The organism is Clostridium sp. FP2, assembly GCF_011065955.2.
Taxonomy (GTDB): Bacteria; Bacillota; Clostridia; order Clostridiales; family Clostridiaceae; genus Clostridium_AD; species Clostridium_AD tagluense.
Genome location: NZ_JAAMNI020000001.1, coordinates 601,603 through 621,491, shown reverse-complemented (window position 1 = coordinate 621,491; position 19,889 = coordinate 601,603). Strand labels below are relative to the sequence as shown.

The window sequence follows — 19,889 nt, the reverse complement described above, 5'->3', positions numbered from 1 at the left end:
AACAGAGAATAGGTTACGAGTAATTACAGTAGACATTTTGAAGAATAATTAAATTCTTCTTGTTGCATTGACCGAAGTCTTTGCATCTACTCCCTAGAAAGGAGGTGATCCAGCCGCAGGTTCTCCTACGGCTACCTTGTTACGACTTCACCCCAATCATCAATCCCACCTTCGGCCGCTGGCTCCTTACGGTTACCTCACGGACTTCGGGTGTTACCAACTCTCATGGTGTGACGGGCGGTGTGTACAAGGCCCGGGAACGTATTCACCGCGACATGCTGATTCGCGATTACTAGCAACTCCGGCTTCATGTAGGCGAGTTGCAGCCTACAATCCGAACTGGGATGAGTTTTTGAGTTTGGCTCCACCTTGCGGTCTTGCATCTCTTTGTACTCACCATTGTAGCACGTGTGTAGCCCTAGACATAAGGGGCATGATGATTTGACGTCATCCCCACCTTCCTCCCGGTTAACCCGGGCAGTCTCACTAGAGTGCTCAACTAAATGGTAGCAACTAATGATAAGGGTTGCGCTCGTTGCGGGACTTAACCCAACATCTCACGACACGAGCTGACGACAACCATGCACCACCTGTCACCCTGTCCCGAAGGACTTCGCCCATCTCTGGGTTATGCAGGGGATGTCAAGTCTAGGTAAGGTTCTTCGCGTTGCTTCGAATTAAACCACATGCTCCGCTGCTTGTGCGGGCCCCCGTCAATTCCTTTGAGTTTTAATCTTGCGATCGTACTCCCCAGGCGGAATACTTATTGTGTTAACTGCGGCACCGAGGTTCGACCCCCGACACCTAGTATTCATCGTTTACGGCGTGGACTACCAGGGTATCTAATCCTGTTTGCTCCCCACGCTTTCATGCCTCAGCGTCAGTTACAGTCCAGTAAGTCGCCTTCGCCACTGGTGTTCTTCCTAATCTCTACGCATTTCACCGCTACACTAGGAATTCCACTTACCTCTCCTGCACTCTAGACACCCAGTTTCAAATGCAGCACCCAAGTTAAGCTCGGGTATTTCACATCTGACTTAAATGTCCGCCTACGCATCCTTTACGCCCAGTAAATCCGGACAACGCTTGCCACCTACGTATTACCGCGGCTGCTGGCACGTAGTTAGCCGTGGCTTCCTCCTCTGGTACCGTCATTATCGTCCCAGAAGACAGAACTTTACAACCCGAAGGCCTTCATCATTCACGCGGCGTTGCTGCGTCAGGGTTTCCCCCATTGCGCAATATTCCCCACTGCTGCCTCCCGTAGGAGTCTGGACCGTGTCTCAGTTCCAATGTGGCCGATCACCCTCTCAGGTCGGCTACGCATCGTTGCCTTGGTGGGCCGTTACCTCACCAACTAGCTAATGCGCCGCGGGTCCATCTCAAAGTGGAATTCTCTAAAAGAAAAATCCTTTGATGTTTCAATCATGCGATCAAAACATATTATGCGGTATTAATCTCCCTTTCGGGAGGCTATTCCCCTCTTTGAGGCAGGTTACCCACGTGTTACTCACCCGTCCGCCGCTAATCCACCCCGAAGGGTTTCATCGCTCGACTTGCATGTGTTAGGCACGCCGCCAGCGTTCGTCCTGAGCCAGGATCAAACTCTCAATTTAAAAGTTTACACTTTTTATTTGAAATGAATAATCTGCGCCAACTGTTAAGCTGGTTAGCAAGCTCATTACATACTTTTTAGTCTTACGACTAAAATTACTTTTTTATCTAAAGTAATTAACTGGTCAAGCGAAATATTATTTCGCTATTTTACCTATTTCTCTGTTTAATTTTCAAAGACCAACTTGCTTGCCATCATGTGACGACAAGGAGTATTCTATCATATAAATAATAGCATGATTTCACCCAATAAGTTATCTAGCTAGATTATCTTCACATCCCTACATATACGTACAAATAATTCAATATTTCGCATTACGATACTCGTGGTTAAGTAATTATCATCTATTTGTACTTTATATATTTAAAAACCTCACAAGTCTCCACTTTAAATTAGCTAAAGCTAATCAGTAAGAGAAAGATAATATACATATTACACCTCTAGACAGGATACTTTAACTTTACTCATCGTTTTATATCTATATAGAAATGTATTGTAGAATACTATCTAATTAGCTACACTATATTTGCTACTATTTGATTTCCTTTTCAATAACATCTATTAATTTCTTACAAGGAATAACCTTTATGTTCTTAAATTTAACTCCTGTTTTTAAACAATTCATCGGTATATATGCCTTTTTAAAACCCATTCTATCTACTTCCTTTAATCTTTGCTCTAATGATGGTACTTTTTTTAATTCACCAGTAAGACCAAGCTCTCCTATAAAAACTGTATCAGTAGATATTCCATGGTTTAATGCGGAGGATGCAATACTCATCACTACAGCAAGATTTACTGATGTTTCAGTTAACTTAAGACCACCTGTTGCTTTTATAATAACATTTTTATCATAAAGTCCTACTCCTCCCCTTTCCTCAAGAATTGAGATAAGAGTCCCTAGTTGTTCCTTCCTTGCAAAACACTCACTTAGTCTACTTGGATAAGGAGTAAAAGACTTAGATACAAGGCTCTCTACCTCTACAACAATTGGTCTTGTACCATCCTTTATAACGGCTAAAGCACTCCCTGGAACTGCCTCTTCCCTTTTGGTCATAAAAAACTCGGACGGGTCAGCTATTTCTTCCATCCCTATTTCTGACATGCGAAATAGTCCACTCTCAGAAGTGTCACCATATCTATTCTTTTTGCTAATTAAATGTTTCAGTTCTTCTCCATCTTCTCCCTCTATGTACAATACGGTATCCACTAAATGCTCTAATATTCGAGGACCCGCCATCTCATCAGCCTTTGTCATTTGGCCAACGAGAAATACAGCTCTTGGTCTATCTGGATTCTTTGCTTTATCCTTTAAAGCTGTGGCACATTCAATTACTTGAGTAGGAGATCCAGCTCTCGAACTTGAATATTCTTCTAACGTAAATGTTTGAATACTGTCAAGTATTATTAAGTCTGCATCAACTGTTTCTATATGTTGTAATATTTCATCTAACTTAGTATCAGAAACTACCCAGAAATTATCAGCTATTTCTTTTACCGTACGGTCAGCTCTATTTTTAATTTGACTATTGCTTTCCTCTCCAGATGCATATAAAATTTTATATCCTTTTAAAGACAGAGAATTTGCGAGTTGCAGTAAAAGGGTTGACTTGCCCATCCCAGGAGGTGCTGAAATTATGCTTATACTATCTCTAACTATTCCACCACCCATAACTCTATCAAATTCTGAAACTCCTGTAACTATCCTGTCGCTGTTAGATTGTACAATTGCTCTTAGTTTTGTTGGGTTAGTTGTTATTACCATTCTACTTGAGTTAGATTTAATAGAGCTTGCCTTAACTATTTTTTCTTCATATGTATTCCAGTCACCACAATCGTTACATTTCCCCATCCATTTTGGTGATTGTGACCCACAGCCTTTACAAATGTAAACTTTTTTATCTTTAGCCAATTAAATACATCTCCTTATTATCGTCATCATCTATTCAATCATTTATTTTGTTGCAATATATTGATTAAGACATATTATTTTTTTTCATTAATTTAGATCAATATGAACAACTATCCTCTTAGTTTTTGCATTGCTCTAAAAGCAATGAAATAACTTTATTACTTCAATTATAACAACAAATCATTTTTACAGTCAACACAACTGTTTTAATGCAAGAAAAAACAGGGAATTTAACTCCCTGTTAGTGGTTTTATCTATAATAAATTTAGCCAATCTCTTCTACTATATAATATTCTAATAATCGTAATAATTCCTTTAGCAATTTTTGAAACTACCTTTTTTTCGGTTTCAGGTTATCCTAAAAGTTAAAAAATACACATTCATTAATTTTCATTTCTTATATCTTTTAACAGTCCTTCAAACCATTGAACATTTACTAAATGATGAGAAAGTGAATTTTCCAACATTCTTCTAAAATAACTAAGGGTAGTTTCATAATGCTCAAGAGATTGTTCTAATAAAAAAATTTTCTTTTTAGTTTGTTCGATTTGTATTTCTATTAGTTTTGTTAGCTCCTCACTTTTATATTCATTAGTAAATAGCATTGCTGCATAAAAAGATAAATTTATATACTCTGTCTTAGAGCCATACTTGTACATCAATTTTTGAAATTCTTTATCTCCTAGTTCAGTGATGATATAATTATGTGTATCTCTAATATTTTCTAATTTATCAACTTTTTCGATATGCTGTTTTTCTTCTAATTGTTGAAGATTATAATAGAATGACCCTTTAGTGAAATTTACTATATATTTATAGTGTCTCTCTTCCATTAAGGCTAATAATTCGTATCCGTAAGAACCTGGGTTTTGTTTTAATAAACCTAAAATTAGTAATGGTATCAAAAAACCACCTCCTTTATATTCTTCATCAAAATTATGCTAATAGCTATTCCATAATTATAAAGTTTAACTATTTTTGATTTGTATGAGTTGAGATTCAAATTCATCATATGATATTTTTCCTAATGCCAAATCCATAATTTTCATATACATCTTTTCTGCTTTGGTATGTGTTCTAGCATGATTAAGATTTATCAACTCATTTTCATTAATTAATGGCTTCAATAAATGTTGCTTATTAGAAAAGGCTTCAAAATATCGTAAACCAAATTTTCTTTGAGAAATTGCATCAATATGAATACCATCAGGATTAGAAGTTAAATCTGATGCTGTGACAAAGTAACAATTATCTTGTTCAAAAGCGAATTTTTGTAACTCTTGATTAATAAAGTTATATTCAGTACAGCTTTTTCCAAATCCTTCTTTGCCTAAATAATCTCCTAACCCGCCAATAATGAATGGAATATCTGAAGCATTCAACTCCTTTCTAAGAGCCTCAATAATTAAAAGCAATTTTTTGTAATAGACTTTGTAGTTACCATTGATACTATCACTTTCTCCTTGATGCCATAGAATTCCTGTTAACTCACTACTTTGCATAGCAAATTTAGATTCAGTTATTGCATGTCTAAAAAGTGCTTCGTCTACAGCCCATTCATCCAGTGAGCTTCCACCTTCAGCACAAGGAATTAAGCCAATAGTATCTTCTTGCTTTTGACGACACCATGCATCCGCAAATGAACCGGCCAGACTTATTCCTGAAACAGGACGGTCATAATTGATAGGCTCAGTCATCATTTGCCATCTACCATTGCGCAACATTTGTATTCTTTCATTATAAATAGGGGTTACTTCATGAATAAACCCTCTTCCAGCCATATTCGACTGTCCTAACATTAAAAATGATTTAACCATTTTTTTCATCCTTTCTTTTTATTTAATATTTATGAAGAAATGTTTCCAGTCCTCAATAAATGTTAAATAGTTACTTGCTTATTTATTTGATTTTTTAGCCATTACAGCCATAGTCTAATTAGACTATTAACACTTAAATATTATAGTCTAATTAGACTAATTGTCAACTATATTTTTTTCTAAAGTAAAGCTAATCCACAAAAATTCTAAATGACAACTTATTATATAAAGCGATTATTTAATAGCCTTTATTTTTAAGCTTTGATACAATCTCTACATATTTTTCTATTACATCGAATCCTTTATAATCATCTCTTCTTAAATCTATAATATCTCCATGAGAAATTCCACGCCTATGTTTATTTTGTAGCACACCTTGAAATTCTCCCCACTTAGCAGAATTAATAGATACTAAACCATCATTTTCACCTTCTGTTAGCTTCACTAAAATATAAGGAATGGTCACTATATAATCACTAAACATATTCTTTACTACTGTTGCGTAACTTTGATAATACACTCCATCTACATCTTTCACGCCTTCATTAAATTTTTTACTATGATAAGTTGAAAACTGTCTACTTGCAGTATAAAAGTCAGGGTTTTTATCACCCAAAATCTTAAAATATTTATCAGATAATTTTGCGATAGCTTTATAAAGCTTATCAGGCATATTGCAAGCAATATCAACAAACTTACATCCTCTATGAGGTGATGAAACCATTGTTAGCGATGCAACATATTTCCCCATCTCTAACTTACTAATCATATAACGTGAATCGAGTCCTCCTTTTGAATGTGCTATAATATTTACCTTTTCACATCCTGTTGCTTTAACAATATCAAGAATTTTATCTTTAATATCCTGCGCATTACATTCCACTGTTCCCCAAGCTTCTTGATTTCCATAATAAACTGTTGCTCCATTACGAATCAATTCCTTAGGTATTCTTCCCCAATAATTAATGTATTTTAAATCTCTAAATCCAACACCATGAACTAACACAAGAGGATATTTTGTTTTACATACATCTAAGTCAACACGTGCTTCATTATTAATTACCTTATAACACTCATGATCATACTCTATTTTTGCAATATGACAAGCATACAACATTATAAAAATATTTATAATGGGAATAAAGACCATAACGGCTACTATATATCTTTTTAATATACTTAACCTTCTTGAAGTACATAAGATTCGTAACATTCCATTTGTAAGTAAAGTAATAGTAGTCAATACCATAATAATAATATCTATTACAACGATATTATTAGGAATAACGGAGTCTTTTATTGCTTTAAACCCTATTATATATATTAAAATTTGAATAAATGCTACATACAGTCCATAGAGAACAAGACGTTTGCCACCTAACATTACCTTTAATCTAACGTTAACAATTTGTTTCTTGGTATATGGAACTATATTTACTTTTAACATAATATAAAAAATAAAAAGAATTATTTGAAGTAAAATAATCCATTTGCATATAACTTTATCTTGTCCAAATTTAGTATGTTCGCTAAAAAAATATGCTAACAAAACAATGTGAGGGGCAAAAATAAAGTATATACTCATGAAACTTTTATGCAGTAAATGTATCTTGTCATTAATATCCAAGCATATGATATTAATTATTAGTATTGATAAGACAGTAGTTATTATAAATGCTATCATAATTTATATCCACCCTTTAATTCTCAATTTTATTAATTAAATATAACGGTTTCTTAAATATTTTTACTATACCATGTTTAGCAATTAAAACCAATAGTCCTATTGTTGATACAACTAAAATAAACCCATAGAAAAAAAGCCCCGACCTAAGTCGAGGATTTCACTGTCTAACAACTGGGAAGTTAAATATATTCAATGATATAAAGCTAGGCATAGAAGTCATATTCACTTTACTAATCTTTACCCCAAAAGAGCTTTCAATTTCGTTTTGAACTAATAAGCATCATGCTTTTCTAAAAGGAAGCCCTTAAATCAATTTTTACATGAAATCTATGAAGTCACTTTTATTCAGAATTACAATTAAAACATCTGAACAAGTTTTTCAAAGAATCTTTAAATATATTATTTTCTATTATGCATCTGATTTATACTTATTTACTCAGTGGTGCTCCAGGGTGAAGAACTGAATTTTTTAATGGCACAGTTTTGTCACGTCCGAGATACATCTGATAATACGGTGGTATGCTGTTAATCTTGTTAACAACCGCTTTCTTGAATGCAGGAAGCATTGCTGGATCAACATTTGGCAGATCTTCTTCCTTAACAGCACCCTTTATTCCATTGAACTTCTTTGCACGTTCGATTATGTAACGAACATCGAAGCGGGAAGGATTGACCTCAATGATATCCTTATCCAAATTTAGAAGTTTATAAACCCCCTCAAGTCCAGTACGAACGGAAGTCTCAACTGTGAATACAACATCATCATCGACCTCGACAAACTGACCTAAGAATGCTAAATTAGTGCATCCATCAGGTACAACTTTTGGGCGATCACTTACCTTACGTGGCATAAACTGACTTGTAACATAAGGCATCATGGCAGTAGACATATAAGTATGAGCTAGAACTTCGTCTTTAATATCAAGCATTCCAAGATGATAGAGAAGCTCTGTCAGTATCTCATCACCAGTGCAGTCGCACATAGGCTTTTTAATATAGTTGCCGATGTTCTCACCATACAGGCCATAGCCCCAGCCGACTTCTTCATCATCAGCCTGATACGGGAAGAAAGGCTTGTGATGCATTTCAAAGGATATATCCCAATTGGAATCCTTGAATGTCATCAGACCGCCGGTGCCTGCTGGGCTTCCGGACATCTCTTCAATTTTTTTAAAGAACTCAGGATAGCCCTTGACAGTTGGGAAGAAAGAAAGCCATTTTGTTCTGTCGATATCACCGAGGAATTTTTCTGGGTAACCAAATTTTTCGTCTTTTTTGGCAAGGTTCTGCCAGATAGTAAAGGTGCCCATGTCTTTTGTGTCGCGGTTTGTAGGCGCAATAGTCTTGTTGTCACCAAAGCAGCTGTTTTCGCTTATTGAGCCATTCGTTACAAACACTAAATCTTCAACGCCGACACGTACGGTCTTTTCGGCGCCATTCTGGTGCATTAGGATAGCTTGTACCGTATTGCAGTGAGCATCCATATCTAAATCATATACTGAGCAGTTATTAACATAGTTTACGCCCTTGTCAATGAGCCATCTTTCAACTGGGAGAATAATAGCATCATACTCGTTATATTTTGTATGGATAAATCCCTCCAGATATTCATGACGGTTAACGAATGTAAATCTCTGCCAGTAACGTCTGCACTCAATAGCACTGTGGTAGTGCTTAAAAGCTAGCTGACTGTGGAAGCAAGTCCAAAAGTTAGTCTTAAAGAAAGCTTCGTCAAAGAACTCATCAAGCCTCTTATCGGCAAGCTCTTCTTCGGATGAATCAACAATCTTGTTCATAGCTGCAACATATTTTGGATCAAGTTTATATTCATGATAGTGGCTGTCTATCTCGCCCTGATTTATGATAACGCGGGACTCGGTATGAATAGGTTCATCCCTGTTGAAGTCTACGATATCGTCAAGCACGGTACGTCCTTCGTTTTCTAGAGAAGGTATTTTGCTGCACAGATACCAGAGACACTCCATATATGGTTCAAGTTCACGCTCACCACGGCAAAGATAGCCTTGTTCGTTTCTAATTCCGTCCATTGAACCGCCCATGACTGGTTTCTTTTCATAAATGGTGATATTCTTTCCAGACATCTTGGCATCGTCAATCAAAAAAGCTGCAGTAGCAAGTCCGGCAATACCTCCTCCTACGATATGAGCTTTACGTCCATTAATCCCCGCTGGCGTGTGAGGATGATACATAGTTGTGTAAATATTCATAATAATGTAACCCTCTTTCATCTTTATATTTTATTTGTAAGACATCGTCTTGTATATAATATAAGTCATGAGGATTATTAAAACAATTTACAAATAAGGGGGAATGTAAACATTTTTTACACTCCCCCTTATTTGTAAATTATGATTACTTTGCGTATTTTTTCAATGCTTTTTCAAAATCACCTTTTATTAATACACCCGTTTGCTCTACTATTTCTTCTGGTTTTTCTTTCATCCCATCCTTTATCCACTCAAAAATGAGTGCTATAAAAGCTAGACTATAAAAATGTGCAATAAAATTTTTGTGTTTCTGATCAACAGACATTCCAAGGGCTTGCCGTTCCACTACATCAATAATCTGATCATAGATTACAGTGTACATATATTTTTCTAATGAATCCCGATTAGTAGATCGATAGGTGTTTTGCATTAGAACTTTATTATTGCGAATGGAAATCAGCACTTGATAAAAGCCCCGCTGCCAGGTATCATAATCCTTATTTTCTGCAAGTGATTTTTCAGCAGCCTGTAAGTAAATCCATTCAACAAGTTCATATATATCATAAAAATGGTTATAGAAAGTCTGTCGCGTCAATCCACATTCATCAACAAGATCCTTTACAGTTATTTTGTCGATTGGCCTTTTTTGTAGCATAACTATTAAAGCATTTGCTAGTAAAGCTTTCGTCTCATTATGCAAAGTAATAACCTCCCTTAATTGTCGGTATACATAAGACATTATACTTTAAGCTGATGTGTAGTTCTATACATTTAGGCTAAGAATCCAGTTCTCTTAACCTTACGGTTAATGGCTAATCTTTTAAATTAGCAACGTGTCGCACTCACATTATAGGCATACTGTAACTTCAAATTCATGAATACCTATAATATAATCTATTTACATTATTCTATCATTATTCCACATGTATATTTTTCGCTTTTATACCTATTTAAGTTGAAAACCCTATTTTAAATAATGCCAAATAAAAAAGATAGCAAAACCTTATTACAAAGTTTTGCTATCTTTTTTAATTATCGCACCTCTATTTTTTTCTAGTTAGTAGCGAACAGCACTCCACATGTGTTTTGGCAGTAAAGTGATACTGAAACACAGAAATATTAATTTTGCGTAAAGATATACCCCCTGGATTAAAGGGGGTACGTAAGATTAATATTGCGTCTATCTTACTGTCGCTGCCAATCGACTCAGAGTGGAGGTCAACCTTATCTTCTTCAGATAGAATTTCTGCTTTAAGACCCATAGTAGCAAGCCAGACATCGGTTATTGATTTTTTGAACAGATTAGTGAGAAATGCCGACTCCCCACGTATGAACAGACGGGTTCTCATCCACCTATTCATAATCTGTTTATCAGAAAGTAGAAAATCCATATCAAAGTTACCAGAAATCAAAATCATTGTTAATAATATTAAATAAGTTATTATTCAACCTCTTCAATTAAGCTGCAATTTTAATTTTTCTAAATTATTTTAAAAATTTCTTGTATCTTGATGGAATAAGATTTCGTTATTCTTCCTCTAATTTTTTTCATCTAACAAGTAAAGTTTATCAGCATATTTAGACTCATCTGAAATCTTCAGTTCAGAATTTTTAGCCACTTGTTTAACCTGAGCACCGGATATGTTAGGTTTGACAATACACCCAGCTCCAGCCACACAGCCACCCGGACACGCCATTCCCTCAAGGAGATATCCATCATACTTTCCTTTTATGGCATCATTACACATTTCCCTACATTCTCTCAGTCCATCCGCAGCTTTAATCTTCACTTCTTGCCCTGGATGTTCTTTTTTTATCAAATCAGCTACAGCCTTAGCGACTCCGCCTGCAACAGCAAAGCCTCTTCCCGAACCAGTTGCTTCATTACTCAGGCTCTTATCTGTACCAATTATTTCTACTTCTTTGGCTTCCAATATTCCAGATAATTCCTCATATGTAATTACAAAATCCACTTCACTTTTTACTCTTTTTCTGGAAGCTTCTAATTTTTTCGCGCTGCATGGTCCAACAAAAACAATCTTTGCATCTTTATGTTTTTCTCTCACAAGTCGAGCAGCAAAAACCATTGGAGTCAAAGTCATCGAAATATTTTCAGCATATTCAGGATATAATTTTTTAGCCATAACAGACCATGAAGGGCAGCATGAAGTAGCCATAAATGAAAGTTTTTCAGGTACATTTTCTATAAAATCTTTTGCCTCATCAATTGTACAAATATCTGCACCAATTGCAACTTCAACAACATCTTTAAATCCAATTATAAGCATTGCTCTTTTAAAATCATTAAATCCAACATTTTTACCAAACTGCCCCACATATGATGGAGCTACAATTGCAATTACTTCTTCCTTTTGATTAATTGCCTGAATTAGTTGAAATATTTGGCTTTTATCAGATATTGCTCCAAAAGGACAATTTACCATACACATTCCACAGCTAACACATTTATTATAATCTATTGATGCTCTGCCATATTCATCCGTATATATTGCATCCACCCCACATGCCATGGCACATGGTCGCTCATGTTTTATTATTGCTGAATACGGACACACTTTAGCACATAAACCACACTTTATACATTTTTCCTGATTAATAACACTTTTCCCATTAGCTATACTAACTGCGCTTTTAGGACAAACTTCTACACAAGGGTGTGCTAGGCAGCCACGGCACATATTTGTAACTTCATAGCTATCTGTTGGACAAGAATTACAAGCAAATTTTATAATATTTACAAGTGGCGGTTCATAATATTTTGAAGGTTTTGTTGCCCCCTCTAGTCCCTCCGTAATTGCTCTTGATTTATCACTTGGTCTTAAATTTAGTCCCATTGCCAAACGGATTCGCTCACTAACTATTGCTCTTTCAAGAAATGTACTTTCTCTATACTTACCCACATCTCCAGGAATGATCTCATATGGGATATTCTCTATTTCTTTTAAATTGTCTTCAAAAGCCATCTTACTTACGGCCGTAAAAACTTTGTGTCTAATATCAGCAAGTGTTTTATATTCGTATTTCATTGTAACTCCTTTTATGTTTTAATATTTATAAAAACTCCAAATATATAAATTCCTCGTTAGAATATCATATGGTAACAATTTAGTCAATTTTATTTATGTATTTATTTTACTTATTTAGTGTTCCTCAATTGCAAAAGTAATTTCCACCCCCAACACATTCAAAAGTGAAAGATTTGTGATTCAACACATGATTAGGAATTCTTTTTCATTTAAAGCAATTGCTAAATAACTATCATGACTGTACTTCTATTTCTATAGATAAGCTCTTCTCTGAATCCCTTTGGAAATCCAGTCTGCTTGTAAATAGCTGCAACAGCATAATTACATTTTGTACATTTTGCCAAGTGATTACTTATTTCTTTAACCGTTTGCTCGTTTACTTCATTATCCATGTAAGCTGATAACCTTTTCTGCACACTCAAACAGTTCATAATCTAACTACTCCTTTCCTTTCAGTTTTCCTTTCTCTTTTTGAAGCCTTTTTCTAGCAATATACAGCCGTGATTCAACTTTACTGATTGAAATCATAAGTTTTTTACTAATTTCTTCATAACTTAATCCGAGCATATATTTCATATGAATCACCTCTTTATATTTTATAGGTAAATTATCAATAATATTAGCCATTTCTAATAACGTCTCTTTATTTTGATAGAGCACTTCCGGACTATTAATATATGATGATTGCATTGATTCCTCATTCTCAATACTGTTAGCAGTATTGTTATGACTCTTTTTTTCAAATAATCGTAAGTAGTATTCTTTGCTATAGTAAACATCCATGTAGAACAGTTCTTGCCTGAATCATAACTATGAATATATTTAATTGCTTTAACAAAAGAGTCCTGAGTAATATCCATAGCTTCTTCTCTATTTCTCACTATATTATATACGAAACTGTATATCTTCTTATCATACCTGGAAATTATTTTCTCTAAATTGGTACACCTGTTATCTTTATCGACAGATGATAATCCCTCTTCCTTTCTCATCAACATTCACCTCCTATAAAGCACTTCATTATGAAGTGTCTTAGTTCTTAAGAAATCTTTGAAAAATCGCATAAGTTTTTTAGTTAAAATAATTCAAGATGTAAAATTTATTTATATAAATTTTTATAATATGAATCATGAGAGAGAATCGTTGCTAAAAATTGTTTATAAATATAATTTATATGGTATACTTTAATTAGAAAAGTTTTAATTAATTTCGGAGAAGGTGGTTTAAGATGTTTACTGTGAATAATATTAGAGAATCAATAAATGATATTATAATTAAATATCCAATAAAGAAAATATCATTGTTTGGATCATATGCTGATGGCAGTGCAAATGAAGACAGCGACATTGATTTGCTTGTGGAATTTCTATCTTCCAATGTATCATTATTCATGTTATATGATATAAAAGATGAAATTGAAAACAAATTGCATAAAGAAGTAGATTTGATTCATGCGCCTATCGATGAAAATTCATTAATAAAGATAAATAAGGTGATTGATATTTATGAACAATAGAGATTTTCAAATAATAAATAATGATTAAAAAGATATAGGGTAGCTTAGGCTATCCTATTTTATTCACCTAAAAATATGACAATTGTAACTCTACGATTATTATTTTCATTATTGGGTAAAAATTAAATATATGATTATGATGAGTAGGCTATTTTCTTATTCTATATCTCAATTTTACCTTTAAAAACTCTTTAAATCAGCCTTTTATAGTAAATTTTATTTCCGCTAAAAAGTGCACACCCCACCCTAAAAATGCACCCCCCTGCTAAAAATCCATAAGGGGTGTGCATTTGTTCTATTCTAACCTATAATTTCATGGCTTTCAGTTCAATTTTCGCCTTGCACTTTAATCCAAAAAAACAACGAAAACCCCTGAATTCAAGGGTTTTCCATTGTATCAAAATTGGTGTTTATGTATGTCTAACGACTAAGATATTGATACAATTTAGCGACTATATTAATGAAGCAATTAATTTTAATATCGCTAAATTGTATAGGGTTTCCGCCAAAAAGTGCACACCCCTTCGTGCCAATGAACTTATAGTCAGCCAAGAACAACTTTGCTACAATCTTTTTTATACTTTGCTCTACTTAACAAGGGCCACATAAATAACTTTTAAATTTATTTTTTAAAAAACCCTATCTGCTTAATATGGGTTTGTTGTGACGACATATGAGAATTAAACGACGTAACTATTGAAATTGAAAATACGAATAGTGCTCTTTAAAAATTGAATAATACGGTATTTAAAAATACATTGATGTACAAATATGTATAATATGTTATAATTTCTATAGAGTTAGGTCGAAAAGGGGTGAGAATATGGCAAAAATTAAAATTGTTGATGTAGACAAAATACCTTTATGCCCACATTGCGAGAAGGAATTGGATACAATAGAACGATTATATAAAGGTTTTTTTACCTCCACTGTTATTTATATTTGTCCTCATTGTAATAAAGTAATAAGTATTGGTTATGATGCATAGTAAGACGCATTTTTCTTTTAAAACGTCACAACTAATAAAATAGAATAATCCCTTAAAAATACCGTATTATTCAATTGAATTTTACGGTATTTTTATGTCGTCTTTCAAAAATATTGTTCCTCAATTTCAACTACAAATTACTTACATTAAGTTCATAAGTTCATAAGTTCAATTACATTACTTTATATATTCAGTAACTAAATCAGTAAAGAAAATACCTTCTAAATGGTCTATTGCATGGCAATCATTTTGCTAAAGCTCCTGTACCAGTCACCATTTTCTGTGTTATACATAGTCTCTGCCATATCAACCGCATAAAAAAACACCCGTAAGAAAAGCAGACTTTGCTAATCCTACGGGTATTCCTATATCAATCATTCAATTATATATTTACTATTGCTCCAGCTAGAAATATTACCGCTACTCTACCATCAAGTCCTATCTTAATATGATCCAAAGTCTTCAGCATCAGCTCATATGGCATCTTATCAATTGTCCCTAGACTATTTTTGAGCCTAATTAATTCAGCTAATCTGTACTTTTCAAGCACACCTTTATCACTTGTACTATGCAGCCATTCCTGATTTTCTACAAGCTGATTCCATGCCTTTATAAACATTCCCACTGGAGCATCATCTTTTATTCTTATTCCGTTACAACACATCCCTGGCTCGACTGGTGAATATCTCCCTGCTCTATATCTCTTGCAACACCAATAATATTCACCTTTGTCTTTTGTTCTCTTTTGTTCTCTTTGATTCTCTTCTAACTAAAGTATTCCCACAGTGCTTACAAATTAATTTACCAGAAAATGGAAGTTCCTTACTGTGCTGATGATATTTGTTCATTCTATGCTCCGTAATAAATCCATCTTGTCTTTCAAACTCAAGCTGGACACATTCCCAGGTATTTTTATCTATAATCGCAGGATGCGTGTCTTCATAATAAAATCTTGGTAAATCTCCATTGTTTTTTGCTCTCCGCTTTGTAAGATAATCTACATTGTAGGTCTTTTGAAAAAGTGTATCCCCTTTATATTTTTCATTAGTTAGAATCTTTTTTAATGTGCTCCAGTTCCATACCAAATTCCCACATTCAGTAACAACTCCATCTTCCGTAAGATGCTCTGCTATTTTATAGTACCCATACCCATCAAGAAACTCTTGATATATTCTTTTAACAGTAATTGCCTGTGTTTCATTGATTATAAGATTACCTGTTTCATCCTTGTCATATCCAAAGAACTTCCCACTTGGTATGCTTTGTATTCAACCTTTTTCATATTTGCGGCGTATTCCCCATTTTACATTTTCTGATTGATTTAAACTTTCATTTTGTGCAACAGCTGAAATTAAGGTTAGAAGAACTTCTCCTGCACTTGTTTTTGTATGGATATTTTCTTTCTCAAAAAATACATCCACTCCTAACGCTCGAAGTTCTCTTATACTGTTTAAGCAGTCCAGAGTATTTCGCCCGAAGCGAGACAGGCTTTTTGTAATAATCATATCAACTTTCTTTTCTCTAGCATCCTGCATAAGCCTATTGAAACCTTCTCTCTTTTGAAGATTAGTTCCTGAGATGCCTTTATCAGTATAGATACCAGCAAAATCATAACCATGGTTTTCTATAATATATTTCTTAAAATATTGAACTTGTGCATTGTAACTCGCTATCTGTTCTTCACTGCTAGAAGATACTCTACAATATGCAGCTACCCTTAGTTTCTTTGCATTATTCTCCGTTGTTCCTGAATCTATAGTATTCGGTAACGGGTATAATACGGAAACTCTTTTCGGACCTCTTCTTTGAATAATTGCCATTTGTAACCTCCTCTACAACCATAGGTTCATTTATGACAATACCTTTAGTAACTTCTTGCAATTTTCCTTCTGATATTCTCGTGCCTTCACAAACATCTTTGCCCTTTTGTATATATGTTGCACATATCCAGCTTACCCATCTACCTTGATGAACCACTCTTATAAGGGTTGCACCACAGTATTTGCAACGGAACATATTTGAAAAAGGATATGTTTTTGTTTTTCTACTTTCACGAGTTAGCTGAGCCTTTTCCCAATCGCTCCTACTTACTATAGGAGGATGAGAGTTTTCTACATAATACTTTGCCTTTTGTCCTCTATTAATAATTCCCTTGCCATTATCAGTTACATAAGTCTTCTGCATTAGGCAATCTCCTTTATATTTTTCATTAGATATAATTCCTAATATCCTAACTGATTGCCATGGCATATTTGTAAATGTGGGTATATTTTGCTCATTAAAATCTTTTGCAATTTTATATCCGGTTTCTCCTGCTAAGAACAACTTATATATCTTTCTTACTATTTCTGCTTGCTCTTCATTTATTACAATTCTACCATTTTCATCTTTGTCATAGCCAATCAAACGATTAACATCTACAATTGCCTCTCCGCGCTTGAACTTTTTTCTACTGCCCATTTAACATTTTCTCTTACAGCTTTTCGCTCTTCTTCAGCAATTGCAGCTAATACTGTAAGTAGCAATTCACCTTCAGAATGTAGCCTATTAATTCCTTGTTCTTCAAAAATAACTCCAACACCAATTGCTTTTAATTCCCTAACACTTTCTAAAAGTATTAATGTATTCCTTGCGAACCTAGATATTGATTTAGTTATAATTAAATCTACTTCTCCGGCTTTAGCTTTTTCCATCATAGCCACCAATCCCGGTCGGTGGTTCTTTGCCCCAGATATACCTGCATCTGAAAAGATGCCACAAAATTCAAATTCAGAGTTTGTTGTGAATTTTTTTTGATGATATTCTGTTTGATTTTGAAGTGACCATAGCTGATCTACGCTTTCAGTGGATACTCTAACATAGGCACATATTCTCAGTTTTTTAGGTTTTTAAAACAGATTTTTCTTTTGATTTATCTCCCTTACTGTTCTCATGCTATACCTCTATTCTAGATTCCAAGGTAGTTGAGTTCCATATTTAAACTAAAAAACTACATTCAATGTAGAACAGCACCTGATGATGTCTTACCCTCAAGGAACAGTTTAATCAAACTCACAACTACTGCTTCCTGGCACAATGGTTGCACTTATATCCTCATCCTTATGGCTATGTGCACTTTTATTAAAACAGGTAAATTTCCTGCTTTTATTTTTACTACTATGTTCCATTATGTAATCTGTTAAATAATCATGTATTTCACTTATAAATCTTTCTGTAATTTTACCTCTCATAAATTTCCGAACCTCTTAATTACTTTTGTACGGCTTAGTTCACTAAGCATTATTTCACTTGAAACATTTCAAAACACTTATACTTTCTTACTTTTGTACGGCTTAGATCCCCTAAGCATTATATCTAAGATAAATCCCTGGAAAATAGCAAGCATTGCTTTGTATACACTTTCAGTAAACATATATGCCCTTGCGCGGAGTTTTGCAGTAAAATTGTTAAATTATTACGAAAAATTTTTAATTATAGTAATCTTGTAACTAAATATGAAATATGTAATTAACTTAGTTCATTGATATATAAGGCTTTATCATTAATTCACTTAGTACATTACAAATTTATCATGGGGATATGCACTGCAGTTGAGTTTTTAAATTTCAATTTTCACTTGTATAGGGAATTTTTATACTTATATTAATAAGGTATTTTTGTTTTTTTGTAATATGTATATTTTTTTATGTTCTAATGTAGCTATCTTAAGGGTTTGTGCGGATTACAAAATGTGGTAATAAGTTGAAATAACTTGTTATGGGACTGTAACTGATTCTAACCATTCATTAGAGGCTTTTTCTTTCGCTCCAGGAAGACATCTTCTATACCCTCTGAATCCTCCCATTGTTTCATCAGTAGCTTCGCGCTGTTGATATCCTTCCTTTATTTAGTTTTAATCATTGCAAAATCACCAAATTTTACACTCCTAGGGTACTTGCGAGGAAGGATAACGTATAGCAACTGAAATCTATAGTTGTTGCTCTTTTACTATCCTAGTGCGTTATAAACCCATTGCATTGGCTTATTTTTTCATAAATGTAAAAGTAAGCACCAATAACTACTATTCCGTCCACGTTATTTGTGGTACGGTTTAGCTTATAGCAAGTTACTTAGACTAACTTTAAATGTCAAAGTAATCCTTTAATTTTCTTGGTCCTGCAAGTACTTCCCTGTCTACGAACAAAGTTCCGTCCTCCTTTGTGTTAACATACCATTTTACAAGTTTAATATTACCAAAATCAATTTCCATTGCTGTTATGCATCGAGGATGAACACAACTTCCATCATTGAAATATGGAGGCTCACCTATTTCAGGAAACATAGGCCTATGTGTATGTCCCGCTATCATCATCTGTTTCTCTTTTATTACCCATTCAATAAGCTTTTTTTCTACTGCTTGTTTTTTATGATAATTCTGTGCTGTTCTGGTTGGATCATTTACTCCAAAGAAGTTAAGAGGTCTCCATAAATACCTAACTAAAAATCTGGTTAATCTCCACATTTTATCATTTAGACAATCCACTTGATGCCCGTGTATTAGAAAGATTTTGTCATTAGTAACTTTATGCCTCAAGACTATCCCCTCATGGAACCTAATATTATCGAATAAAGGAATATACCTTTTCTTGAGCTCATCAAAATATTTGTATAAATTGTTTTTTACAAATTTATCGTTTCTTTTTACTATATCATGGTTTCCATAAATAAATTCGAGCCTATTTTCATTATAAAATTTAGACAGAAGCCAGAAAACATCGTTGTGTACCCTCTTAATGACATAAAGTCTTTTATTCTCCCAAAGTTCATCTCCATCACCAATCTCTATATAAGTATAATGTTCGTCATAGTAATGTGTTAAGGCCGCAAAATAAATGTTTTGATTCTTTGAAAAATTATCTGACCAATTCCCATCACCCCTATGGCAATCACTCATTAAAACAATCTTGGAGAAATCGTCGAAAATAATTTCCTCCGATGACTCAAAAACTTTAGATAAATGCTTTAATGTATTCATCTTTTCCCCCTCTAAACCACCAAATTATTTTTATATTTAAATATATTACAATATTTAAATATAAA

19 protein-coding genes, 1 rRNA gene and 1 pseudogene are annotated in these 19,889 nt (G+C 34.0%); 2 read left to right on the top strand and 19 right to left on the bottom strand.

Translation table 11 applies throughout. From position 1 onward, the window contains the following. Positions 1-97: 97 nt before the first annotated feature. The 11 genes from G9F71_RS02995 to G9F71_RS02950 all read right to left on the bottom strand — a co-directional run bounded on the left by G9F71_RS02995 (position 98) and on the right by G9F71_RS02950 (position 13,298). Positions 98-1,616: ribosomal RNA gene (locus G9F71_RS02995) — 16S ribosomal RNA — on the bottom strand. A gap of 531 nt (positions 1,617-2,147) precedes the next feature. Continuing rightward, positions 2,148-3,527 (bottom strand): DNA repair protein RadA, encoded by a 1,380-nt coding sequence (radA, locus tag G9F71_RS02990; protein ID WP_164950944.1) that lies wholly within the window; start codon positions 3,525-3,527, stop codon positions 2,148-2,150. Positions 3,528-3,910: 383 nt separating this feature from the next. Next, complete coding sequence (locus tag G9F71_RS02985; RefSeq protein ID WP_164950945.1) at positions 3,911-4,432, bottom strand: PadR family transcriptional regulator; 522 nt, start codon at positions 4,430-4,432, stop codon at positions 3,911-3,913. 63 nt (positions 4,433-4,495) lie between these two features. Then, a complete protein-coding gene (locus G9F71_RS02980) occupies positions 4,496-5,344 on the bottom strand; it encodes a sialate O-acetylesterase (RefSeq protein ID WP_164950946.1) in 849 nt (282 codons plus the stop codon). A 238-nt stretch (positions 5,345-5,582) separates the two neighbouring features. Beyond that, on the bottom strand, positions 5,583-7,028 hold the full coding sequence (locus G9F71_RS02975) for an esterase/lipase family protein (protein WP_164950947.1): 1,446 nt from the start codon (positions 7,026-7,028) through the stop codon (positions 5,583-5,585). 431 nt (positions 7,029-7,459) lie between these two features. Beyond that, positions 7,460-9,259, bottom strand: coding sequence for an oleate hydratase (locus tag G9F71_RS02970; RefSeq protein ID WP_164950948.1), 1,800 nt, complete (start codon positions 9,257-9,259; stop codon positions 7,460-7,462). A gap of 145 nt (positions 9,260-9,404) precedes the next feature. Then, positions 9,405-9,959 carry a TetR/AcrR family transcriptional regulator gene (locus G9F71_RS02965; RefSeq protein WP_164950949.1) on the bottom strand — a complete coding sequence of 185 codons (555 nt, stop codon included), beginning with the start codon at positions 9,957-9,959 and terminating at the stop codon, positions 9,405-9,407. A gap of 838 nt (positions 9,960-10,797) precedes the next feature. Then, positions 10,798-12,306: a 4Fe-4S dicluster domain-containing protein gene (locus G9F71_RS02960; protein ID WP_164945256.1), complete on the bottom strand. Its 1,509-nt coding sequence runs from the start codon at positions 12,304-12,306 to the stop codon at positions 10,798-10,800. Between the two features lie 221 nt (positions 12,307-12,527). Next, on the bottom strand, positions 12,528-12,737 hold the full coding sequence (locus tag G9F71_RS02955) for an anti-sigma factor family protein (protein ID WP_164950951.1): 210 nt from the start codon (positions 12,735-12,737) through the stop codon (positions 12,528-12,530). A gap of 7 nt (positions 12,738-12,744) precedes the next feature. Further along, positions 12,745-12,996, bottom strand: coding sequence for an RNA polymerase sigma factor (locus G9F71_RS27135; RefSeq protein ID WP_164950952.1), 252 nt, complete (start codon positions 12,994-12,996; stop codon positions 12,745-12,747). Next, on the bottom strand, positions 12,936-13,298 hold the full coding sequence (locus G9F71_RS02950) for an RNA polymerase sigma factor (RefSeq protein ID WP_164950953.1): 363 nt from the start codon (positions 13,296-13,298) through the stop codon (positions 12,936-12,938). Before G9F71_RS02950 ends, G9F71_RS27135 begins: the two co-directional genes overlap by 61 nt. Before the next feature lie 236 nt (positions 13,299-13,534). Between G9F71_RS02950 and G9F71_RS02945 the strand changes: the two genes are divergently transcribed. Beyond that, a complete protein-coding gene (locus G9F71_RS02945; RefSeq protein WP_164950954.1) occupies positions 13,535-13,822 on the top strand; it encodes a nucleotidyltransferase family protein in 288 nt (95 codons plus the stop codon). Positions 13,823-14,645: 823 nt separating this feature from the next. Next, the gene (locus tag G9F71_RS02940) at positions 14,646-14,810 is read left to right on the top strand and encodes a hypothetical protein (RefSeq protein ID WP_164950955.1); all 165 of its coding nucleotides are present in this window, start codon (positions 14,646-14,648) and stop codon (positions 14,808-14,810) included. Positions 14,811-14,987: 177 nt separating this feature from the next. Here the strand turns inward: G9F71_RS02940 and G9F71_RS02935 are convergent. The 8 genes and pseudogenes from G9F71_RS02935 to G9F71_RS02900 form a co-directional block, all read right to left on the bottom strand. Beyond that, positions 14,988-15,084: pseudogene (locus G9F71_RS02935) on the bottom strand (peptide deformylase); the annotation flags it as partial. Between the two features lie 108 nt (positions 15,085-15,192). After that, complete coding sequence (locus G9F71_RS02930) at positions 15,193-15,474, bottom strand: hypothetical protein (protein WP_164950956.1); 282 nt, start codon at positions 15,472-15,474, stop codon at positions 15,193-15,195. Positions 15,475-15,532: 58 nt separating this feature from the next. Continuing rightward, positions 15,533-15,997, bottom strand: a complete 465-nt coding sequence (locus tag G9F71_RS02925; protein ID WP_224626601.1) for a recombinase family protein — start codon at positions 15,995-15,997, stop codon at positions 15,533-15,535. Between the two features lie 81 nt (positions 15,998-16,078). Next, a complete protein-coding gene (locus G9F71_RS02920; protein ID WP_164950957.1) occupies positions 16,079-16,630 on the bottom strand; it encodes a recombinase family protein in 552 nt (183 codons plus the stop codon). Beyond that, positions 16,542-17,270 carry a recombinase family protein gene (locus G9F71_RS02915; protein ID WP_164950958.1) on the bottom strand — a complete coding sequence of 243 codons (729 nt, stop codon included), beginning with the start codon at positions 17,268-17,270 and terminating at the stop codon, positions 16,542-16,544. Before G9F71_RS02915 ends, G9F71_RS02920 begins: the two co-directional genes overlap by 89 nt. Continuing rightward, the gene (locus G9F71_RS02910; protein WP_224626598.1) at positions 17,228-17,680 is read right to left on the bottom strand and encodes a recombinase family protein; all 453 of its coding nucleotides are present in this window, start codon (positions 17,678-17,680) and stop codon (positions 17,228-17,230) included. Before G9F71_RS02910 ends, G9F71_RS02915 begins: the two co-directional genes overlap by 43 nt. Positions 17,681-17,851: 171 nt before the next feature. Next, positions 17,852-18,040, bottom strand: a complete 189-nt coding sequence (locus tag G9F71_RS02905) for a hypothetical protein (RefSeq protein WP_164950959.1) — start codon at positions 18,038-18,040, stop codon at positions 17,852-17,854. 890 nt (positions 18,041-18,930) lie between these two features. Then, positions 18,931-19,824, bottom strand: coding sequence for a metallophosphoesterase (locus tag G9F71_RS02900; RefSeq protein ID WP_164950960.1), 894 nt, complete (start codon positions 19,822-19,824; stop codon positions 18,931-18,933). Positions 19,825-19,889 lie beyond the last annotated feature (65 nt).

Excerpts from the sequence above, each read along its gene's own strand:
- G9F71_RS02960 (WP_164945256.1), bottom strand. The coding sequence starts at position 12,306 with ATGAAATACGAATATAAAACACTTGCTGATATTAGACACAAAGTTTTT.
- G9F71_RS02920 (WP_164950957.1), bottom strand. The coding sequence starts at position 16,630 with ATGGCAATTATTCAAAGAAGAGGTCCGAAAAGAGTTTCCGTATTATAC.
- G9F71_RS02955 (WP_164950951.1), bottom strand. The coding sequence starts at position 12,737 with ATGAACTGTTTGAGTGTGCAGAAAAGGTTATCAGCTTACATGGATAAT.
- G9F71_RS02970 (WP_164950948.1), bottom strand. The coding sequence starts at position 9,259 with ATGAATATTTACACAACTATGTATCATCCTCACACGCCAGCGGGGATT.
- G9F71_RS02940 (WP_164950955.1), top strand. The coding sequence starts at position 14,646 with ATGGCAAAAATTAAAATTGTTGATGTAGACAAAATACCTTTATGCCCA.
- G9F71_RS02900 (WP_164950960.1), bottom strand. The coding sequence starts at position 19,824 with ATGAATACATTAAAGCATTTATCTAAAGTTTTTGAGTCATCGGAGGAA.
- G9F71_RS02945 (WP_164950954.1), top strand. The coding sequence starts at position 13,535 with ATGTTTACTGTGAATAATATTAGAGAATCAATAAATGATATTATAATT.
- G9F71_RS02915 (WP_164950958.1), bottom strand. The coding sequence starts at position 17,270 with ATGGGCAGTAGAAAAAAGTTCAAGCGCGGAGAGGCAATTGTAGATGTT.
- G9F71_RS02950 (WP_164950953.1), bottom strand. The coding sequence starts at position 13,298 with ATGAGAAAGGAAGAGGGATTATCATCTGTCGATAAAGATAACAGGTGT.
- G9F71_RS02975 (WP_164950947.1), bottom strand. The coding sequence starts at position 7,028 with ATGATAGCATTTATAATAACTACTGTCTTATCAATACTAATAATTAAT.
- G9F71_RS02905 (WP_164950959.1), bottom strand. The coding sequence starts at position 18,040 with ATGAGAGGTAAAATTACAGAAAGATTTATAAGTGAAATACATGATTAT.
- G9F71_RS02930 (WP_164950956.1), bottom strand. The coding sequence starts at position 15,474 with ATGTGTTGTAACGGAATAAGAATAAAAGATGATGCTCCAGTGGGAATG.
- G9F71_RS02980 (WP_164950946.1), bottom strand. The coding sequence starts at position 5,344 with ATGGTTAAATCATTTTTAATGTTAGGACAGTCGAATATGGCTGGAAGA.
- G9F71_RS27135 (WP_164950952.1), bottom strand. The coding sequence starts at position 12,996 with ATGCAATCATCATATATTAATAGTCCGGAAGTGCTCTATCAAAATAAA.